The 21,819-nt window shown below is 34.6% G+C and carries 17 protein-coding genes and 2 riboswitches; of the genes, 16 read left to right on the top strand and 1 reads right to left on the bottom strand.

The genetic code is table 11. From position 1 onward, the window contains the following. Positions 1 to 22: 22 nt before the first annotated feature. Positions 23 to 1,198, bottom strand: coding sequence for a 2-isopropylmalate synthase (locus tag HNQ90_RS10540; RefSeq protein ID WP_144115760.1), 1,176 nt, complete (start codon positions 1,196 to 1,198; stop codon positions 23 to 25). Positions 1,199 to 1,346: 148 nt separating this feature from the next. Between HNQ90_RS10540 and HNQ90_RS10535 the strand changes: the two genes are divergently transcribed. The 16 genes from HNQ90_RS10535 (at position 1,347) to cysM (ending at position 21,275) form a co-directional block, all read left to right on the top strand. Continuing rightward, a complete protein-coding gene (locus HNQ90_RS10535; RefSeq protein ID WP_144115857.1) occupies positions 1,347 to 2,891 on the top strand; it encodes a hypothetical protein in 1,545 nt (514 codons plus the stop codon). Positions 2,892 to 3,123: 232 nt separating this feature from the next. Then, positions 3,124 to 3,249: riboswitch (SAM riboswitch) on the top strand. 110 nt (positions 3,250 to 3,359) lie between these two features. Continuing rightward, positions 3,360 to 4,634, top strand: coding sequence for an O-acetylhomoserine aminocarboxypropyltransferase/cysteine synthase family protein (locus tag HNQ90_RS10530; RefSeq protein WP_144115759.1), 1,275 nt, complete (start codon positions 3,360 to 3,362; stop codon positions 4,632 to 4,634). Between the two features lie 127 nt (positions 4,635 to 4,761). Next, positions 4,762 to 8,157 (top strand): bifunctional aspartate kinase/homoserine dehydrogenase I, encoded by a 3,396-nt coding sequence (gene thrA / locus HNQ90_RS10525; RefSeq protein WP_144115758.1) that lies wholly within the window; start codon positions 4,762 to 4,764, stop codon positions 8,155 to 8,157. 282 nt (positions 8,158 to 8,439) lie between these two features. Further along, a complete protein-coding gene (locus HNQ90_RS10520) occupies positions 8,440 to 9,612 on the top strand; it encodes a trans-sulfuration enzyme family protein (RefSeq protein ID WP_144115757.1) in 1,173 nt (390 codons plus the stop codon). A 120-nt stretch (positions 9,613 to 9,732) separates the two neighbouring features. Beyond that, positions 9,733 to 10,938, top strand: a complete 1,206-nt coding sequence (locus HNQ90_RS10515) for a polysaccharide lyase family 7 protein (RefSeq protein WP_144115756.1) — start codon at positions 9,733 to 9,735, stop codon at positions 10,936 to 10,938. Between the two features lie 32 nt (positions 10,939 to 10,970). Next, a complete protein-coding gene (locus tag HNQ90_RS10510) occupies positions 10,971 to 11,387 on the top strand; it encodes an RrF2 family transcriptional regulator (protein ID WP_144115755.1) in 417 nt (138 codons plus the stop codon). Between the two features lie 163 nt (positions 11,388 to 11,550). Continuing rightward, a complete protein-coding gene (locus tag HNQ90_RS10505; RefSeq protein WP_144115754.1) occupies positions 11,551 to 11,808 on the top strand; it encodes a DUF2061 domain-containing protein in 258 nt (85 codons plus the stop codon). 11 nt (positions 11,809 to 11,819) lie between these two features. Beyond that, positions 11,820 to 12,440 carry a phosphoadenosine phosphosulfate reductase domain-containing protein gene (locus tag HNQ90_RS10500; protein ID WP_144115753.1) on the top strand — a complete coding sequence of 207 codons (621 nt, stop codon included), beginning with the start codon at positions 11,820 to 11,822 and terminating at the stop codon, positions 12,438 to 12,440. Positions 12,441 to 12,527: 87 nt separating this feature from the next. Beyond that, the gene (gene cysD, locus HNQ90_RS10495) at positions 12,528 to 13,433 is read left to right on the top strand and encodes a sulfate adenylyltransferase subunit CysD (protein ID WP_144115752.1); all 906 of its coding nucleotides are present in this window, start codon (positions 12,528 to 12,530) and stop codon (positions 13,431 to 13,433) included. A gap of 148 nt (positions 13,434 to 13,581) precedes the next feature. Then, entirely contained in the window at positions 13,582 to 14,829 is a 1,248-nt protein-coding gene (locus HNQ90_RS10490) for a sulfate adenylyltransferase subunit 1 (protein WP_144115751.1), read from the top strand. 45 nt (positions 14,830 to 14,874) lie between these two features. Beyond that, positions 14,875 to 16,962 (top strand): HEPN domain-containing protein, encoded by a 2,088-nt coding sequence (locus tag HNQ90_RS10485; RefSeq protein WP_144115750.1) that lies wholly within the window; start codon positions 14,875 to 14,877, stop codon positions 16,960 to 16,962. Positions 16,963 to 16,977: 15 nt separating this feature from the next. Further along, a complete protein-coding gene (cobA, locus tag HNQ90_RS10480; RefSeq protein ID WP_144115749.1) occupies positions 16,978 to 17,739 on the top strand; it encodes a uroporphyrinogen-III C-methyltransferase in 762 nt (253 codons plus the stop codon). Between the two features lie 3 nt (positions 17,740 to 17,742). Continuing rightward, entirely contained in the window at positions 17,743 to 18,327 is a 585-nt protein-coding gene (locus tag HNQ90_RS10475) for a precorrin-2 dehydrogenase/sirohydrochlorin ferrochelatase family protein (protein ID WP_144115748.1), read from the top strand. A 2-nt stretch (positions 18,328 to 18,329) separates the two neighbouring features. Further along, a complete protein-coding gene (locus tag HNQ90_RS10470) occupies positions 18,330 to 19,385 on the top strand; it encodes an NAD(P)/FAD-dependent oxidoreductase (RefSeq protein ID WP_144115747.1) in 1,056 nt (351 codons plus the stop codon). A 272-nt stretch (positions 19,386 to 19,657) separates the two neighbouring features. Beyond that, the gene (epsC, locus tag HNQ90_RS10465) at positions 19,658 to 20,401 is read left to right on the top strand and encodes a serine O-acetyltransferase EpsC (RefSeq protein WP_144115746.1); all 744 of its coding nucleotides are present in this window, start codon (positions 19,658 to 19,660) and stop codon (positions 20,399 to 20,401) included. Further along, positions 20,385 to 21,275 carry a cysteine synthase CysM gene (gene cysM / locus HNQ90_RS10460; protein WP_144115745.1) on the top strand — a complete coding sequence of 297 codons (891 nt, stop codon included), beginning with the start codon at positions 20,385 to 20,387 and terminating at the stop codon, positions 21,273 to 21,275. Before epsC ends, cysM begins: the two co-directional genes overlap by 17 nt. Before the next feature lie 405 nt (positions 21,276 to 21,680). Beyond that, positions 21,681 to 21,790, top strand: a riboswitch (SAM riboswitch). Positions 21,791 to 21,819 lie beyond the last annotated feature (29 nt).

The raw sequence follows: 21,819 nt of genomic DNA, 5'->3' as shown, positions 1-21,819 counted from the left end.
TAACGCAGGAATCTATTTTTATTTATGCCGAAATAATTTCTTTATATACTTTACTGTTTTCTATAATGATATGGATGTCTTTATCGTCCACTTCCTTTTTCTTATCGGCAAAATCTAAGAAATTAGTATAGATTTCATCCAATTGAAGTTTAGTTAATTCGTATCCAACGTTTTTTGCTCGGTAAGCTAGTGCAGCTCTACCGCTACGTGCTGTTAATACAATAGCAGATTCTGTTACTCCAACATCTTTTGGATCCATGATCTCGTAAGTTTCACGGTTTTTAATCACACCATCTTGGTGAATTCCAGAACTATGTGCAAAAGCATTAGCGCCAACAATAGCTTTGTTTGGTTGTGTGTAAATACCCATATTGTCTGAAACTAATTGGCTAATACCGTAAAGCATTTCGGTATTAATTCCTGTATCTAAGTTCAGGTAAGGGTGCTGTTTTAAAATCATTACAACTTCTTCTAAAGCTGTATTTCCTGCTCGCTCTCCAATACCGTTTATAGTACATTCAATTTGGCGTGCACCGTTAATAACACCTTCAATAGAGTTTGCTGTAGCTAATCCCAAATCGTTGTGGCAATGACAAGATAAAATAGCCTTGTCAATACCTCTTACGTTTTCTTTAAGGTATTTTATTTTTGCTCCATATTCGCTAGGTAAACAATATCCTGTAGTATCAGGGATATTTAATACTGTTGCTCCGGCTTTAATTACAGCTTCGCAAACACGTGCTAAATACTCGTTATCGGTTCTACCAGCATCCTCAGCATAAAACTCAACATCTTCAACAAACGTTTTTGCATAACTAACGGCTTTAACAGCACGTTCGATAATAGCATCTTGGTTCGATTTAAATTTGAATTTAATATGAGAATCGGAAGTACCTATACCCGTATGGATTCTTGGGCGTTTAGCATATTTTAATGCTTCGCCAGCAACTTTTATATCATTCTCTACAGATCGGGTTAAACCGCAAACTGTAGCGTATTTTATTATTTTTGAAATTTCTTCAACCGATTTAAAATCTCCAGGACTAGATACTGGAAAACCAGCTTCAATAACGTCTACTCCTAATAAATCGAGCTGTTCTGCAATAACTAGTTTTTGGTCAGTGTTTAGTTTACAACCCGGGACTTGCTCGCCGTCTCTTAGTGTAGTATCAAAAATTTGGACTTTATTATCAGACATTTATTAAAATATATTTTCGTATTGTTACACGAATTTATATTTTGGTTTTCTAAATACAGAACTTCATATATAATTATTACGATGTTTAACTATGTTTATATTAGCTTAAACAACTATAAATCAAGTGGTTAATACTGTTTTTATGACTATGACGAAAGAGCAAAAAGATAATTTATTTGTATTGATTAAATCGTTGTCTAAATCCGAAAAAAGGCAATTCAAGCTTTATGTTGGGAGATTAGGCGTTAATGAGGAGTCAAAGTTTTTAAAACTCTTTAATATTCTTGATAAAATTAATGTGTATGATGAGGCGGCTATTCTTAAAAAAGGCATCGTTAAAAAACAACAGTTATCTAATTTAAAGGCGCATTTATACAAACAGATTTTAATTAGTTTAAGGTTAAATCCATCGCATCAAGATATTCGTATTCAAATTCGCGAACAATTAGATTTTGCAACTATTTTATATCATAAAGGACTTTACAAACAAAGTTTAAAGATTTTAGATAAAGCAAAAAATTTAGCCATTTTAAATGAAGAAAAAAACGCAGCTTACGAAATTGTCGATCTAGAAAAAGTTATCGAATCTCAATACATTACACGAAGTATTAGTAGTCGTGCAGACGAGCTTACCGTGCAAGCCAAAGAGCTGAGTATGCAAAATGTATTGGCTAGTAAACTATCTAATTTGTCGCTGCAATTATATGGTTTGTTTTTAAAAATGGGCTACATTAAAAATGATGAAGACTATCAAATAATAACAAAATATTTTAACGATAGGCTTCCCAAATACGACATAAATAAATTAGGTTTCAGAGAAAAGCTGTGGCTTTACAAATCGTATTTATGGTATAGTTTTTTAACGGTCGATTTTTTGTCCTGTTATAAATACGCCTCAAAATGGGTCGATCTGTTTTACGATAATAAAGATATGATTGCCTTAAATCCTGTCTTTTTTCTAAAAGGAAATAATTACTTGTTAGAATCTTTATTTTACCTAAACAAACACGAAAAATTCAAATTCTCATTATTAAAGTTAGAAGCGCTAACCAAGGAAAAATGGTTTCCAACAGACGATAATATCGAGGGTTTAGCCTTTTTGTATATTTACAATAATAAATTTAATCTGCACTTCATAGAAGGTAGTTTCGAAGCCGGTTTGCCACTTGTAGAGGAGGTTTTAGAGCGCTTAAAAAACTATAAAAACCGTATAGATGAGCATCATATTATGGTGTTTTACTACAAAATAGCAAGTATGTATTTTGGGGCCGGCGATAATAAAAAATGCATATACTATTTAGAGAAAATTATAAGCAATAAATCCTTGCAAATGCGCGAAGATTTGTTGTGTTTCTCACGAATTTTAAATCTTGTAGCACATTACGAGGCTGGTTTAGATTATAATTTGGACGTTTTAATAAAAAGTACCTACAAGTTTTTAATTAAAATGGAAGATTTGTACGAAGTGCAAAAGGAATTTATCAAGTTTTTACGTGGTTTGGGCGATATTTATCCGCACGAGGTAAAAGGCGAATTCATCAAACTTCACAAAAAACTAAAAACCTACGAAAACGACCCATACCAAAGTCGTTCCTTTTTATATCTCGATATAATTTCGTGGTTAGAGTCTAAAATCGAAAACCGACCAATTGGCGATATTATTCGCGATAAATTTAATAACGCAAGCACCTAATTTTTTTTGGGCGCAACCCACAAGGGGTCGGGCTTTCACTACTCGCTCCCTCCTAAGGTCGGGGAGCTCAAACAGGCCGTTCAATCCCTTGCGCGGGCGTGTTAACTAAAGTAGGTTATAGAAATGCCAACACGAGGTTTATTTGTTTTAAATCAAAAAATACTCTTAAAAATTTGGATATTAACGTTACAGGTTCAATCTTTGCATTCACAAAGTTCAAACACGTATTGAAATGTTATCAAGAAAGGTGGAGGGATTAGACCCTTTGAAACCTTAGCAACCCTTTAAACTTATTAAAGAAGGTGCTAAATTCTACTTAAATTGCCAATTCATTTATTGGTATTTGGATAGATAACTCACAAATTACAGTCTGTAATTTCACATCTCTTTTTAACATTTTTCTACTAAATGCACTTTTTATAAGTGAATTTTGACTTTATTAAACTAATAATATAAAAAACTAGAAAAATGAGTGATCTTAAATTAGCAACAAACGCATTACACGCAGGACATGATGTAACAGCAAACGGAGGAACAAGAGCTGTACCAATTTATCAAACTACATCGTATGTTTTTAACAATTCGGACCATGCTGCAAATCTATTTTCATTAAAGGAACTAGGTTTTATTTATACACGATTAAACAACCCTACAAATCAAATTTTACAAGATCGTTTAGCGGCCGTAGAAGGTGGTATTGGCGCTGTAGTTTTTGCATCGGGAACCGCTGCTATTGCAACAGGTTTATTAACCTTATTAAAAGCAGGCGATCATGTTGTAGCCTCTAGTAGTTTATACGGCGGAACCTATAATTTATTAAATGTTACATTACCAAGATTAGGTATTACAACAACATTTGTAGATGCTTCAAATCCAGATAATTTTAAGGATGCCGTACAAAATAATACAAGAGCCTTTTTTGTAGAGTCTTTGGGGAATCCTAAGTTAGATGTTTTAGATTTAGAGGCTATCGCAGCACACTCTAAAGCAGCCGAAGTACCTTTTATAGTAGATAATACCGTAGCAACACCAGCTTTATTAAACCCTATAAAACATGGTGCTAATATTGTAATACACTCGTTAACTAAATATATTGGCGGACAAGGAACCTCGTTAGGTGGTGCTATTATTGATGCAGGTACTTTTAATTGGGCAAACGGAAAGTTTCCTGAGTTTACAGAGCCATCTGCAGGATACCACGGTTTAGTATATCACGACGCTTTAGGTGCAGCATCGTATACATTTAAATTAATTCTTGAAGGTTTAAGAGATTTTGGTGGAGCTATGAGTCCAACAAACGCTTTTAACATTATTCAAGGTTTAGAGACTTTACCAGTTAGAATTAAACAACACAGTGCCAATGCTTTAGAGCTTGCAAAATGGTTGGAAGCACAAGATGAAATTGCTTGGGTAAACTATCCTGGTTTAGAAAGCAGTAAATACAAAGCTTTAGCAGATAAATATTTACCAAAAGGTCAAAGTGGTATTGTAACTTTTGGACACAAAGGTGGCTACGATGCTGCTAAAAAAATAGCAGATAATACAAAATTATTCTCTTTACTGGCTAATATTGGTGATACAAAATCATTAATTATTCACCCAGGAAGTACAACACACCAACAATTGGATGAGGCACAACAAGCTTCGGCAGGGGTGTCTGGAGATTTAATTAGACTATCTGTTGGTATTGAGGATATCGAAGATTTAAAAGCCGATTTATTAGAAGCTTTTAAAACTATTTAATTAAAATAAAGAAAACAGACCTACAAGGTTTTTGAAACCTTGCAGGTCTTAAAGCATAACAGTAAGTATTTCTCCCCGAGCCTGCATTGAGCGCAGTCGAAAGAGGGAGGTTAGCAGGGGCTTCTATATGAAACACGAATTACAACATATTGATATAACAAACTTTACTACCGAAAGTGGTGTGCTTAACCAAAATATTAAGTTAAGTTATCAGGTTTTTGGAAAGCCTTTGGGTAGTGCGCCCATTGTTTTGGTAAATCATGCCTTAACGGGAAATAGCGATGTGGCTGGCGAAAATGGCTGGTGGCGCGATTTGGTTGGCGATGATAAGGTTATTGATACCAAGCTTTATACGGTTTTGTCGTTTAATATTCCCGGAAATGGTTTTGATGGTTTTGTTATTGATAACTACAAGGATTTTGTGGCTCGCGATGTGGCCAATATATTTTTAACAGGACTTAAGGAATTAAATACAGGGAAAGTATTTGCAACTATTGGCGGATCGTTAGGTGGTGGAATTGCATGGGAAATGGCAGTTATAAAACCTGATTTTACCGAGCATTTAGTGGTAGTTGCTACCGATTGGAAATCGACCGATTGGTTAATTGCAAACTGCCAAATACAGGAGCAATTCTTGTTAAATTCTAAGCATCCGGTACACGATGCAAGGATGCATGCCATGTTATGTTACCGCACGCCAGAATCTTTTAAAGAGCGTTTTCATCGTTCTAAAAACGACGAATTAGAGATTTTTAATGTGGAGAGTTGGTTGTTGCATCATGGTAATAAATTGCAAGAGCGTTTTCAGTTGTCGGCCTATAAATTAATGAATCAGTTGTTAAGGTCGATTGATGTTACTAAAGGCCGTTCAAGTAACTTTAATGTACTTGAAAATATTGAAGCCAAAATACATATTGTTGGTGTGGATTCGGATTTGTTTTTTACAGCTGAAGAAAACCGCGAAACCCATAAACAATTAGCATTAACGCATCCTAATGTAACGTACAACGAAATACATTCGGTACACGGGCACGACGCGTTTTTAATGGAATACGAGCAGTTAGAAAAAATTATAGAAGGCATTTTTGTGCCACACTCTAAAAGAAAACCTATGAAAGTATTAAAATTTGGAGGAAAATCGTTAGCCAACGGAAAAGGTTTAGAAACGGTACTTTCAATTATTAAAAATAAAGTGATTGCTGGCGAGCGCATAAGTGTTGTGGTTTCGGCAAGGGGTTCGGCAACAGACGATTTGGAGGCTATTTTAAATAAAGCCTTAACGGGCGAACCGTATCAAGACGATTTAAATGCCTTTAAGGCCTACCAAGTAGAACCTTTAAAAAGTATAGATTTTTCGGAAGAATTTTTGGTGCTAGATAAGTTGTTTGAAGGGGTTAGTTTACTACGCGATTATAGCAAAAAGACAAAGGATAATATTTTAGCTCAAGGCGAATTATTATCGGTAAAGCTTATTGCTAGTTTATTAAATAACCAAGGGGTTAAAGCAAAAGCAACCGACTCGCGCGAGTTAATAAAAACCGATGAAACCTTTGGTAATGCACAGCCATTATCGAAAATATCAAAAGAAAACACCAAGAACTACTTTAGCAAACATAAAGATGTAGTTAATGTGGTAACTGGTTTTATTGCTTCTAATTTAAAAAATGAAACAACCACTTTAGGGCGTAATGGAAGTAATTATACAGCGGCATTATTAGCTAATTTTTTAGATGCCGAAGAGTTACAAAATTACACCCATGTTAGCGGTATTTACACAGCAGATCCTGTGTTGGTTCCAGATGCTAAACAAATTAGAGAACTCTCGTTTAGCGAAGCTAACGAGTTGGCTAATTTTGGGACTTCGGTTTTACATGCTAAAACCATTATCCCTTTAGTTGAAAAAAATATTAATCTGCGTATTTTAAATACCTTTAATTCTGATGATGAAGGCACATTAATTACCGCAAGACCAAGCACTAAAGAAGTGACATCATTATCTATTTTAGATAATGTGGCATTACTGAATTTAGAAGGGCGTGGTCTTTTAGGTAAAATTGGTGTAGATGCTAGAATTTTTGGAGCGTTAAGTAAATATGGTATTAGCGTTAGTATTGTATCACAAGGATCGTCGGAGCGTGGTATTGGGTTAATTATTGATGCCGACCAAGCTACACAAGCGGTTATTGCTTTAGAGCGTGAGTTTGAAAGTGATTTTTACTCGCAAGATGTTAATAAAATTGATGTTGTAGACGATGTGGCTGTAATATCAATTATTGGTATTGAGTTAAGCTCATTCCACAAGCCATTTAATGCACTTATAAAAAACCAAATTACACCGTTGCTTTTTAATAACACGGTTACAGGAAAGAATGTGAGTTTGGTGGTTAAAAAGGCTCAACTGCATAAGGCTGTAAATGTTATTCATGGTGAGGTTTTTGGGGTTTCTAAAAAAATTAATATCGCCATTTTTGGTCATGGAGGTGTTGGTGGCGCTTTAATTAACCAGATTTTAAAATCGAAAGGCGACATTGAAAAACGAAAAGGTATAAGCTTAAATATTTTTGCAATTGCAAACTCTAAAAAGCTATTGCTAGATAAAAATGGAGCAGAAGCTAATTGGGAAAATGCTATTGCATCGAGCTCGTTTGAAAATTCGATAGAAGATATTCTTACCTATGCTAATAATCATCATTTAGAGAATTTAATTGCTGTTGATAATACGGCGAGTTCTACATTTTATAAAAATTATATTCCGTTGGTAAAAGCTGGTTTCGATTTAGTGTCGTCCAACAAAATTGCAAACACGATTTCGCACGATTTTTATACGGAATTAAGAACAGAATTAAAAAACAGCAATAAGCAATATTTATACGAAACTACGGTTGGTGCAGGTTTACCTTTAATTGATACTATTAAATTACTGCACGAATCTGGAGAGAATATTACAAGAATTAGAGGAGTGTTTTCTGGAACGTTGAGTTATTTATTCAATAATTTTTCGACTGAAGATAAACCGTTTAGTGAAATTATTCAAGAAACGGTTGATAAAGGGTTTACAGAACCAGATCCACGTGAGGATTTTTCGGGAAATGATGTGGCTAGAAAGTTATTAATTTTGGCAAGAGAGTTAGATTTGCAAAACGAATTTGAAGATGTTGAGGTGTTAAATTTAATTCCAGAAGCGTATAGAGATATTTCGGTTTCGGAATTTTTATCGCAATTACATGTTCTGGATGAGCAATACCAAAAGATAAAAGACGAGCAAGAGGCAGGACATGTGTTACGATATGTTGGTGATTTATCGGGCGATTTATCGCAGGATAAAGGCCTATTGGAAGTAAAATTAGTGTCTATTCCGGAAGATAGTACATTAGGACATGTAAAAGGAAGTGACGCTATTTTTGAAATATTTACAGAAAGTTATGGTGAGCAACCTATAGTTATACAAGGAGCAGGAGCAGGAGCAGAAGTTACTGCAAGAGGTGTTTTTGGAGATATATTGAGGTTGTCGAAATTAAACTAGTAATATAGATGTCTCGTTTTTTCGAGAATATGCTTTCCTGTGAGGTCTTAAAAATCTTGCAAGTATAGGTTGAAAATAATAAAATAGACCTACAAGGTGTTGGAAACCTCGCAGGTCGGTTAGTAGATAAAAAGAAAGTTTGCCTTATAGACAGACTTTGGCAAATAAGTGCATTAGGGATTGTAGCGGTATCCTTTTTTTTGCTGCCATAAATGGCAAAAAAAGATATAGCGGAAAGCCCGACCCTTTTGGGTAATGCCATAATAAAAATGATTAAAAAGAATAAAAGTGAGTAAGAAATTTGAAACTTCGGCGATACGAACACAGAGTGAAACGACACAATTTTCGGAGCATTCGGTGCCATTATACTTAACTTCTGGTTTTGTTTTTGACGATTCGGAAGAAATGCGAGCATCGTTTGCCGAAGAGAAGCAACGCGACTTATACAGCCGTTATAGTAACCCGAATGTTAATGAATTTGTAGATAAGGTGTGCGCTATGGAAGGTGCCGAGGCTGGTTTTGCTTTTGCTAGCGGAATGGCTGCGGTGTTCTCGACGTTTGCAACGTTGTTAAATGCTGGCGACCATGTGTTGTCTTGTAGTTCGGTTTTTGGTGCTACTCATGGTTTGTTTACAAAATACTTTCCGAAATGGAATATTGAATGTTCGTATTTTAATATAAACGAGGTTGATGCTATTGAAGGTTTAATACAACCCAATACCAAGTTTATTTATGCTGAAACGCCAACAAATCCGGGTGTAGATATTCTTGATTTAGAATTTTTAAGTGCTATTTGTAAAAAGCACAACATACTTTTGGTGGTCGATAATTGTTTTGCCACACCGTATTTACAAAACCCAATTAAACTTGGTGCCGATTTAGTAATACATTCGGCTACTAAATTAATGGATGGGCAAGGGCGTGTGCTTGGTGGCATAACGGTTGGTAGTAAAGAACTTATTAGAGAAATATATTTATTTTCTAGACTTACTGGGCCATCGTTAAGTCCGTTTAATGCTTGGGTGTTATCTAAATCGTTAGAAACTCTGGCGCTGCGCGTTGAAAAGCATTGTGAGAATGCCATTAAAATTGCTACGTTTTTAGAGGAGCACCCTAAGGTAACTTGGGTTAAATATCCTTTTTTAAAATCGCATCCTAAATACGATATCGCTAAAAAGCAAATGCGTTTGGGTGGTAATATAGTGGCTTTTGAGGTTGAAGGTGGTTTAAAAGGCGGAAAGTCCTTTTTTGATAGTGTAAAAATGTGTTCGCTTTCGGCAAACTTAGGAGATACTAGAACTATTGTAACGCATCCTGCAAGTACAACGCATGCTAAGGTTGAGCCAGAAGTTAAAAAAGCTGCAGGAATTACAGATGGTATGGTGCGTATTTCGGTTGGTTTAGAGCATGTTGATGATATTATTCAGGATTTAGAGCAGGCTTTAGGTAAATAATTCTTAACTAAAATATTTAGGTATCGTTTTTGCAAGGAGTGTATATAAAATTGCGATATTAATAAGTGAATTTTAATAATGTTGCAAAATGGCTTGGTGTTAATATAATACGTATAATTTATGAAACTATTAAAAATGATATTTGTACTTCTAATTTTCACATCCATATTTAGTTGTGGTTCAGATGATTCAAATGAAGAAGTAAAAGCCGTAGAGTTGAGTTTATCTTCAGTTTCTGAATTTACTGCAAATCAAGAATCGAAATCGATAACGGTAACAGCTAATTCGTATTGGTATACCCAAAATAATAATGATTGGATTACCCTTACACCTACAAACGGAACCAACAATGGGACGATAAATGTTTCGGTTTCGGCTAACTTAACGGAAGCTAAGCGTAGTGGAGTAATTAGTGTGATAAGTGATGATGTTACAAGAGATTTAACCATAACTCAGGCGGGAAAAGAACCTGCTACAGTAGGGTTGGACCCTAATAAAACACCCTCAGAAAATTTCGATTTATCTACATGGAATTTAAGTATACCGGTTAATAAAGGTAATGGTACGGCAACTACAATTACGGTGAGCCAGATTAATAATAAATACACTAACAGTACTTATTTTTATACAGCCAATGATGGCGGAATGGTTTTTAAATGTCCTGTCGATGGCTTTAAAACATCTACAGGTACAAGCTACACGCGAGTAGAATTGCGTGAAATGTTAAGAGGAACTAATACGAGTATAAGTACACAAGGCGTTAATAAAAATAATTGGGTTTTTGGTACAGCGCCAACTGCTGATAAAAATGCAGCTGCGGGATATGATGGCGAAATGAGTGCTACACTTGCCGTAAATCACGTAACAACTACTGGCGATAGCGGGCAAGTTGGTAGAGTAATTGTTGGGCAAATACATGCTAATGATGATGAGCCTGTGCGAATTTATTACAGAAAATTAAAAAATAACACTTTAGGGTCTATTTATTTTGCTCACGAACCTACCGATGGAAACGGAAGTGAACAATGGCACGAAATGATAGGTTCCAGAAGTAATAGTGCTTCTAACCCTGCAGACGGTATTGCGCTTAATGAAAAATTTAGCTATACTATTAAAGTGGTAGGCGATAGTTTAACGGTTACTATTATGCGAGAAGGTAAGGATGATGTGGTTAAAACTGTTGATATGACAAACAGCGGGTTCAATGTTGGCGGTCAATACATGTATTTTAAAGCAGGTGTGTATAACCAGAATAATAGTGGCGATGGAGATGATTATGTACAAGCTACGTTTTATGCTTTAGAAAAATCGCATACAACAGATTAATAACAAGTTTATAAAACACTTATATTAGCGTCATGCTATCTAAAAAAACAAAATACGGATTAAAAGCTCTAACGTTTATTGCTAGGAGTGAAGATGATATGCCGGTTCAAGTGGGTAAAATTGCTAAGAGCGAGCAAATACCTCAAAAATTTTTAGAAGGTATTTTGTTAACCTTAAGAAAGGCAGGGATATTAGGTTCTAAAAAAGGAAAACACGGTGGGTATTATTTAAGGAGTGAGCCTTCGGAAATAAAAATGACCGATGTTATGCGCGTTTTAGAAGGACCAATAGCTATGGTGCCCTGTGTGAGTCTTAATTATTACGAAAAATGTGATGATTGTCCAGACGAAACCCTTTGTAGCGTGCATAGACTTATGGTTGAGGTGCGCGATAGCACGCTTAATGTGTTCAGAAATACCACTTTAGCAGATTTGTCTAGCGTCGATTAATGAAAATATCTCAAAATTATCTCCTATTTTAAATAAAAATCTTCCTTTTACCGTAAAATTATTCCATTATTCTAAAAAGTTGTTAAAACTGTTTTTTGTATTATAAAATGTTTTACATTTGTAATCCCTACTAAATTGATAGGATTAATATAACTAATAAGAAATGATAGCGCAAATGTTATTAAAAAGTAAAGAAAAATCTACTTATAAAGAGGATGCTGTTGGAGAAAAGCCAATTAGAAGTGTAGCAAAAGCTTTAAGTTGGAGAGTAATAGGTACTTTGGATACATTAATAGTTTCATATATATTAACAGGAGAAATGGCTGTTGCAGCATCTATTGCTTCGGTCGATTTTTTAACTAAAATGGTATTATACTTTTTCCATGAGCGTTTATGGAATTCAATTAAATGGGGAAAATAAATAAAGAGATTATGTTTACAGAAACTCAAATAGAAGAATTAAATAAAAGCTTTGAAAAAGCAACGCCTACTGAAATTATTCAGAAGGCTTTCGAGCTTAATAATAAAGCCGTAGTAACCACTAACTTTAGGCCATACGAGGCTGCTATTTTACATGCAGTTAGCAGTGTAGAATCTAGTATTCCCGTGGTTTGGTGCGATACGGGTTATAATACACCACAAACATATAAGCATGCAGAGCAAGTTATTAAAGATTTAAACTTGAATGTGTCTTTATATGTGCCAAAACAAACAGCGTCTCATAGAGATGTTGTTATGGGAATTCCAAGTGTTGATGCTCCAGAACACGCTTTGTTTACAGAGCAGGTAAAATTGGAACCTTTTAAACGTGCTATGGACGAGCACAAACCTAACGTTTGGTTTACAAACTTACGCCAAGGGCAAACAGCATTTAGAAACAGTATTGGCATTTTTAGTTTAAGTAAAGACGGTGTTTTAAAGGTGAGTCCTTTCTATTTTTGGTCTGATGAAAAATTAGATGCGTATTTAGAAGAAAACAATTTACCAAACGAATTTAAATATTTCGACCCAACAAAAGCATTAGAAAATAGAGAGTGTGGTTTACACGCATAACTAAGTTTAAGGTTAAAAGTTTAGAATTGTTATAGTTAAAATAAATCCTAACAACTAAAAACCAATAACCAACAACCATAAAAAATTATGAAGAAAGATACATCAAATATCAATTCACTAGAAAACGAAGCGATTTACATCATGAGAGAAGTTGCGGCGCAGTTTGAAAAACCTGTGTTATTATTCTCTGGAGGAAAAGATTCAATAACTTTGGTAAGATTAGCTGTTAAAGCATTTTATCCTGCAAAAGTACCATTTCCTTTATTACATATTGATACGGGGCATAACTTCCCGGAAACAATTGAATTTAGAGATCGTTTATGTAAAGAATTAGGTTTAGAATTGATTGTACGTAATGTACAAGATTCTATTGATGAAGGTAAAGTAAAAGAAGAATCTGGTCGTTACGCAAGTAGAAATATGCTACAAACAACTACGCTTCTTGATGCTTTAGAAGAATTTAAATTTGATGCTGCTATTGGTGGTGCGCGTCGTGATGAAGAAAAAGCAAGAGCTAAAGAACGTATTTTTTCTGTACGTGATGATTTTGGTCAATGGGATGAAAAAAATCAACGTCCTGAATTATTTGATATGTTGAATGGTAGTATTAACCACGGACAAAATGTTCGTGTATTCCCAATTTCAAACTGGACAGAACTAGATGTTTGGTCGTATATAGAAAAAGAAAATATTGAGATTCCTTCAATTTATTTTGCACACAAACGTAAAGTCTTTTTAAGAGATGGCATGATCTGGTCTGCTGAAGACGATGTGGTTTATAGAGATGAGAATGAAGAAGTGATAGAAAAAATGGTGCGTTTTAGAACGGTAGGAGATATGAGCTGTACGGCAGCTGTATATTCAGATGCGGTTTCTATTTCTAAAGTAGTAGAAGAAATTAGAGATTCTACAATTTCTGAACGTGGTGCTAGAATTGACGATAAGCGTTCTGAAGGCGCCATGGAAAAACGTAAACAACAAGGGTATTTCTAGAAATGGTTAATAGTTTTTGGTTATTAGTTACTGGTAGCCAATCACATATCAAAAAAAAATATTAAAAAATTAAGTTACTGAAGTTTTATTGGTGTTTAGGATAATCAAACAACTAATAACAAACAACTAGTAATCAATAACAGCAAAAATGGAAGTATTAAAAATAGCAACAGCAGGAAGTGTAGATGATGGAAAAAGTACGTTAATAGGACGTATTCTTTATGATACAAAATCATTAACTTCAGATAAGTTAAAAGCCATTGAAGATAAAAGTGAACAACTAGGATACGATTATTTAGATTTTTCTTTAGCCACAGATGGTTTAATGGCCGAAAGAGAACAAGGAATCACCATTGATGTAGCACATATTTATTTTTCAACTAAAAAGAAAAGTTACATCATTGCAGATACTCCAGGTCACGTAGAATATACACGTAACATGGTTACAGGAGCTTCAACATCTCAGGCTTCTATTGTTCTAATTGATGCTAGAAAAGGTGTTATCGAGCAAACAAACCGTCACTTCTTTATTAATAATTTATTGAGAATTAAAGACGTCGTAGTTGCCATTAACAAAATGGATTTGGTTGATTATTCTGAAGAGGTTTACAATAAAATTAAAGCCGATTTCACAGAATTAATGAGTAAAAGAGATTATCAAGACCAAAAAATCACTTTCATTCCTGTAAGTGCTTTAAAGGGTGATAATGTTGTTAATAAATCTAATGAAATGCCATGGTATAAAGGTGAGGCTTTATTGGAGCATTTAGAGCAATTAGATAAGGCAGATATATTTAACTCTGGTACTCCGCGTTTCCCTGTGCAATATGTAATTCGTCCTAAAACTGAAGAATTTCATGATTACAGAGGATATGCAGGAAAAGTTTATGGTGGCGATCTAAGTGTTGGCGACGATATTATTGTGTTACCATCAAAAACGAGATCGAAAATTAAAGATATTTATTTCTATGATGAAAAGTATGAAACGGCTTCAAGACGTTCGTCTGTAACCATTACTTTAGAAAATGATATTAACGTAAGTCGTGGCGACATGATTGTTAAAGAAAACGATATACCAACCATCGATAAGCAATTTACAGCAAATGTTTGTTGGATGGATACCGATCAATTAACACCTGGAGGGAAATATATCATTCAACATGGTGTAAATAAAGTATTGGCTAAGGTTGATAGAATCAATCATAAGATTAACCCAGATTATTCTGGTTTTGAAAAGAATGTAACAGGGTTAAATATTAACGATATTGCTTCAGTGTCATTTAAATTAAATAAGCCAATTTTTTACGATCAGTTCAAAAATCATAGAACAAATGGATCTTTTATTATAATCGATCCACAATCTAATAATACAGTTGGAGCTGGATTTATTCAGTAAAAACAACAAAAAGTTTTTTTCTAATTAAGAAAAGTCAGGTATAGCATGCAAAGTTTTGAAACAGAAATAGAAAATCCAATCGTACAAAAGGATATCATAGATTTAGCCAATAAAATTGAGCTTTTTCATAATGGTAAAATAGACGAAGAAAAATTTAGAAGTCTTCGTTTAGCACGTGGTGTGTACGGTCAGCGTCAAGAAGGCGTGCAAATGATTCGTATTAAAGTACCATACGGAAAGTTAAAAAGTAATCAATTACGAAGAATTGCAGCTGTATCAGATGAGTATTCTCGTGGGCGTCTACATATTACAACCCGTCAAGATATTCAAATTCATTATGTGGATTTAAATAGAACACCAGAGCTTTGGGCCGAATTAGAAAAAGATGAGGTTACCGTACGTGAGGCTTGTGGAAATGTAGTAAGAAATGTAACAGCTTCTGAAACTGCAGGTATCGATGTAAACGAACCTTTTGATGTGTCGCCATATGCAGATGCATTATATAAATTCTTTTTACGTAACCCTATTTGTCAAGAAATGGGACGTAAATTTAAAGTATCTTTCTCATCAACCGACGAAGATACAGGATTGTCTTATTTACATGATATAGGATATATAGCAAAAACACAAAACGGCGTTCGCGGTTTTAAAGTTTTAGTTGCTGGTGGTTTAGGGTCTCAACCCCGTCATGCCGATGTGTTATACGACTTTATTGAAACCGATAAAATCATTCCAATTATGGAAGGTGTTTTAAGAGTTTTTGATCGTTACGGTGAGCGTAAAAGTAGAGCTAAAGCACGTATGAAATTCTTATTAAAAGATATCGGTTTAGATGCTTTTAAAGACTTAATTGCTGAAGAGCAAAAAGCTATCGAATTTAAAAGCGTTGCTATTGATGCTGATGCATATGTAGCTTCAAAACCAGTTTCAGTTGAAGCGCCTACAGCCGAAATTAAAGATCAAGAAGCTTTCGAATTATGGAAGTCTACCAACCTTATTCCTCAAAAACAGGAAGGTTATGTAGCTATTGGTGTTAAAGTATTATTAGGTGATTTTTATACAGATAAAGCACGTTTATTAGCTAATTTAGTGGATAAATATGGTGCTGGCGAAGTACGTTTAACATTACGTCAAAATATTGTTATTCCTTTTGTAAAAGAAGATTTAGTGCCATTTTTCTATCAAGAACTTGAAAAATTAGGTTTTGTAGAAGCTGGTTATAATAAAGCCGTAGATATTACTGCGTGTCCTGGAACAGATACTTGTAATTTAGGTATAGCAAGTAGTACAGGTATTGCTGTAGAGTTAGAGCGTATGCTTAAAGCAGAGTACCCACAATATTTAAAAAACCAAGATTTGGTTATTAAAATTAGTGGTTGTATGAATGCTTGTGGACAACACAATATGGCAAATATTGGTTTCCAAGGGATGACGGTTCGTACACCTGAAAAACTAGTAGCGCCTGCGTTACAAGTATTATTAGGTGGTGGTAACCAAGGTGATGGTAATGCAACTTTTGCAGATAAAGTAGTAAAAGTACCAAGTAGAAGAGGACCAGAAGCGTTACGCAGAATTTTAAATGATTTTGAAGCTAATGCAAACGGAAAGCCATTTGTAGAATATTATCAAGAAAAAGGAGAAAAGTATTTCTATGATTTCTTAAACGATTTACAAGATGCTACTAACTTAACTCAAGAAGATTTTATTGATTGGGGTGAAGAAGAAAAGTATGTAAAAGAAATAGGAATTGGAGAATGTGCTGGAGTAGTAATCGATTTAATTGCAACTTTGTTTTTTGAAAGTGAAGAGAAAATTGATAATGCAAAAGAAGCTTTTGAAAACGAAGTATATTCTAGTGCTATCTATTATGCTTACCAATCTTTAGTTAATTCGGCGAAAGCGTTATTATTAGCAGAGAATAAAAAGACGAATACGCATGCTGGAATTATTTCTCAATTTGATGAAATATTTGTTGAAACAGGAGGTATTGAATTAGGAACATCGTTCTCTGAGTTAATCTACCAAATCAATAAAAATGCGCCAACTAAAGAGTTTGCTTTAAATTACATATCTAATTCAGATAAATTTTTAGCAGCGGTTAGAGCATTTAGAGCAGCGCAACAAGAAGCATAAATTTTAAAATATTACATGAATATAAACACCCCAAAATTAACAGTAGTAGGTGCTGGTCCAGGCGACGAAGATTTAATAACCCTTAAGGCAATTAAGGCTATTGAATCTGCAAATGTTATACTGTACGATGCGCTTATTAACGAGTCGTTACTTAAATATGCTTCTAAAGATGTAGAGCTTGTTTTTGTAGGGAAACGCAAAGGGTGTTACGCATTTCAGCAAGATCAAATTAACGAGTTAATTGTAACTAAGGCCAAAGAAAAAGGGCACGTAGTACGCTTAAAAGGAGGGGATCCTTTTATTTTTGGTCGCGGAGCAGAAGAGATTGATTATGTTAGAGAGTTCGGATTGGAAACGTACGTAGTTCCTGGAATCTCGTCGTCTTTGGCAGTTCCTGCTTATCAAGGTATTCCGTTAACTAAAAGAGGAGTTTCAGAAAGCTTTTGGGTGGTTACAGCTACAACTAAAGATCATGCGTTATCTACAGATGTTGAGTTAGCAGCAAAATCGACAGCAACCATTGTAATTTTAATGGGTATGCATAAGTTAAAGGAAATTGTTAAGGTGTTTTATGCCGAAAATAAAAGAAATGTGCCGGTTGCCATTATTCAAAATGGTACACGAGATAATGAAAAAGTAGGTATAGGAACCATACGTAATATACAACAAGTTGTAAAAGAAAATGAACTAGCAGCACCAGCAATAATTGTTATTGGTGAGGTTGTAAAACATAGAGCGGTTTTAAATTCTATACAGCAAGCTGTTGAAAATAAATAGGCTATGGAAAGAAATAATTTATATCCTATTTTTTTAAAAGCTAAAAGCTTAAATGTGCTTATTATAGGCGGAGGAAACGTAGCTGAAGAGAAGTTAACGTTCTTGTTAAAGTCTAGTCCAGATGCTTGTGTAACAATGGTGTCACCTATGTTTAGAGAAGGTACATTATCTTTGGCTAAAACAGGAAATGTAACCTTAATTGAAAAAAAATACAAAAAAAAGTATTTAAAAGGAAAGCATATTGTTGTTGCAACAACCGATGTTCCTAAGGTTAATGTAAAGGTTCATAAACATTGCAGAAAAAGAAGCATTTTAGTTAATGTTGCCGATAACCCACCGTATTGCGATTTTTATATGGGTGGTATTGTAACCAAAGGCAATGTAAAAGTAGCGATTAGTACTAACGGAAAATCGCCAACAACAGCTAAACGTTTACGTCAGTTTTTTGAGGATGTTATTCCAGAAAATGTAGACGATTTAGTCAAGAATTTAAACGAGTATAGAAAAACAATAAAAGGTGATTTTGAAGAAAAAGTGGAAACACTAAACGAATTCACAAAAGGATTAATTGAAAAAAAAGAATCTTAGTAATGATTAAAACAGATATAATAATAATAGGCGCGGGGCCAACTGGATTATTCACAGTATTTGAAGCAGGATTGTTAAAATTGAAATGCCATTTAATTGATGCGCTTCCGCAACCAGGTGGACAATGCTCGGAGTTATATCCTAAAAAACCTATTTACGATATCCCTGGTTTTCCAGAAATTTTAGCTGGCGATTTAACCAAAAATTTATTAGAACAAGGTAAGCAGTTCGAGCCAGGTTTTACTTTGGGAGAACGTGCAGAAACGGTTGAAAAACAAGAAGACGGAACCTTTATAGTAACTACAAATAAGGGTACGCAGCATCAAGCGCCTGTGGTGGCTATTGCTAGTGGTTTAGGAAGTTTTGAACCTAGAAAGCCACAGCTTGAAAACCTTGCTAAATACGAGGATAAAGGTGTTGAGTATATTATTAAAGAACCAGAAGTATACCGCGATAAAGATGTGGTAATTGCTGGTGGTGGAGATTCTGCATTAGATTGGAGTATCTTTTTAGCAGACGTTGCAAAAAGCGTAACACTTATTCATAGACGTAGCGAATTTAGAGGGCATTTAGATTCTGTTGAGAAAGTACAGGAACTTAAAAATGCAGGTAAAATTAATTTAATTACACCTGCTGAAGTTACCGATATTATCGGTGATGGTAAGGTTGAAGCTATAGAGGTTAAGAAAAAAGATGAAGATGCTTTTATTTTAAAAACAGATCACTTTATTCCTTTATTTGGATTGTCTCCTAAATTAGGACCTATAGCTAACTGGGGCTTAGAAATTGAAAAAAATGCTATAAAGGTTAACAACGCATTAGATTATCAAACTAATATTCCTGGAATATTTGCTATTGGAGATGGTAATTTTTATCCGGGTAAACTAAAGTTGATTCTTTGTGGGTTCCATGAGGCTACTATTATGTGTCAAGCGGCTTATCAAATAATAAACCCAGGAAAGAAGTATGTTTTAAAATATACAACAGTTAGTGGTATTGATGGTTTTGATGGTTCTAGAAAAGAAGCGCCAAAAGCAGTTGTTCAAGCTATTAATTAGACAAATATTCTTGAAGTTGAGGTTAAAAAATAACCTTGGCGGATAGGGTGCATTAGGGATTGCAGCGTAAAGCCCACAGCCCGACGTAGGAGGTGCGAGGACTTGCAGCGTAAAGCCCGACCCAATAGGGGAATGCCAAAAATAAAATGATAATCCTGCAAGGCTTTAAAACCTTTGCAGGATTTAGTTTTTAAAATAGGAGGGATTTACAAGTATAAGTTTTACTTTTATTAACTGAAATTTAAAGCCCTTACCACAGCAAATTATTTAAAATGAAAAGCTACAACGTTTGCCTTAAAGACACTGCAAAAACATTCACGAAAAGATTGTTTTACTCTTTATTTGATTGTGAGCAAGAAGAAGCTCATGGCGATTATTTAGAAAACACGTTTGTTGAAATTGTGTCTAAATTAGAAATTGAGAACGGTAAAGAAATTTGGGAAACCTTTAAAACCCAATTACCAGAAATAAGAAAAAAATTAGATTTAGATGCTATTGCTTTTGAGAGTAATGATCCTGCATCCCATTCTTTAACCGAAATATACTTGGCGTATCCTGGTTTTTATGCCATTTCAATTTATAGGCTAAGTCATGCGCTTTATAAGTTAGGCGTGCACATACTTCCTAGAATGATGAGCGAGTATATTCATGGCATTACCGGTGTAGATATTCATCCTGGGGCAACCATTGGCGATTCGTTTTATATCGATCATGGTACCGGAATTGTTATTGGCGAAACCTCTATTATAGGGAAGCACGTTAAAATATATCAAGGGGTAACTTTAGGTGGTATTTCGGTTTCTAAGAGTTTAGCTTCCACAAAACGTCACCCAACAATCGATGATAATGTGTGCATTTATGCAAATGCCACTATTTTAGGAGGCGATATTACTATTGGAGCAAATAGTATTATTGGAGCTAACGTTTGGATTACAGAATCGGTGCCAGAAAACTCGTTAGTTACGTATCAAACAGAAATAAAAATAAGACCTAGAAAGAATGGAATTCAAGAATAGTATTATTGGTCAAATTGGCAATACGCCATTAGTGGAGGCAACACACCTTATTTCGAAAAAAGGTGTGCGATTGTTTTTAAAACTAGAAGGTAATAATCCAGGAGGAAGCGTTAAAGACCGACCTGCTTTTAATATGATTAATGAAGCTTTAAAACGAGGCGATATTAAAAAAGGTGGTACTTTAGTTGAAGCAACAAGTGGAAATACTGGAATTGCTTTAGCTTTTATTGCTAAGCTTTTAGGTTTAAAAATGGTATTAATAATGCCTGAAAACTCTACCGAAGAACGTGTTAAAACCATGCGTGCTTACGGTGCCGAGGTTATTTTAACACCGTCTGATGTTGGTATTGAAGGATCGCGAGATTTAGCATTTAAGCTTCGCGATGAAAAGGGGTATACTTTATTAAATCAGTTTGAGAATCCAGATAATTGGAAGGCACATTATAAAACTACGGGTCCAGAAATTTGGGAAGCTACAGCAGGACAGGTAACGCACTTTGTATCTGCTATGGGAACCACAGGAACCATAACAGGAGTTTCAACCTATTTAAAAGAAAAAAATAAAGACATAACTATTGTTGGTGCGCAACCAGCCGATGGTGCCAGAATACCGGGTATTAGAAAATGGTCGCCAGAGTATGTGCCAAAATTTTTCGATCCTAAAAACGTAGATATTGTGGTAGATGTATCGGAAAACGATGCCAAACAAACAACCATTAACTTAGCCAAAGAAGAAGGTGTTTTTGCAGGTATGAGTAGTGGTGGCTCTGTGTTTTGTGCTTTAACCATAGCTGAACAAATAGAGGAAGGTGTTATTGTAGCCATAATTTGCGACCGTGGAGATAGATACTTGTCTTCAAGCTTATTTGAATAGGTTGTTTTAGTACTTAAAAACTTTAATCGTGCTTGGAGTTCCGACAGCGTCGGAATCAGCGATTTTAGAAATAATGAGTCGTGATGTTAGTTGGATTCAGGATTTATGATTGAAAGTGCAACTGTTTTTTAAAACTAAAAATATAAAGTAATCAGCGAATGGTGCTTTAGTAATTTCCTTAAATCGTTTTAATTTTTTGGTTCGTTTTGCATCAAGGCAAAATGAATAGAAAAGATTTTTTTTTTTGAAGGATTGAAATGAATCCTGAATTTGGAAAGAATTATATAGAACGAATAGTGAAATTATATTTCTTAATTAAACCTATAAGTTCGAAAAAAGACCGCACAGGATAAGGAAAACAAAAATATAGTTAGTACTTTTGTACGCGAGTTCATTAACGTACTAGTGTTATCAAGAAAGGTAGAGGGATTAGACCCGTTGAGGCCTTGGCAACCCTTTATCTTTTAAAGAAGGTGCTAAATTCTACTAATACAAACGTATTGGAAAGATAACGAAAAGTAATCCTTCACTTTTCTTGATGACA

Origin of the sequence: Algibacter amylolyticus (genome assembly GCF_014202225.1) — a bacterium.
GTDB lineage: Bacteria > Bacteroidota > Bacteroidia > Flavobacteriales > Flavobacteriaceae > Algibacter_B > Algibacter_B amylolyticus.
This window is presented reverse-complemented; position numbering and strand designations above follow the sequence as displayed.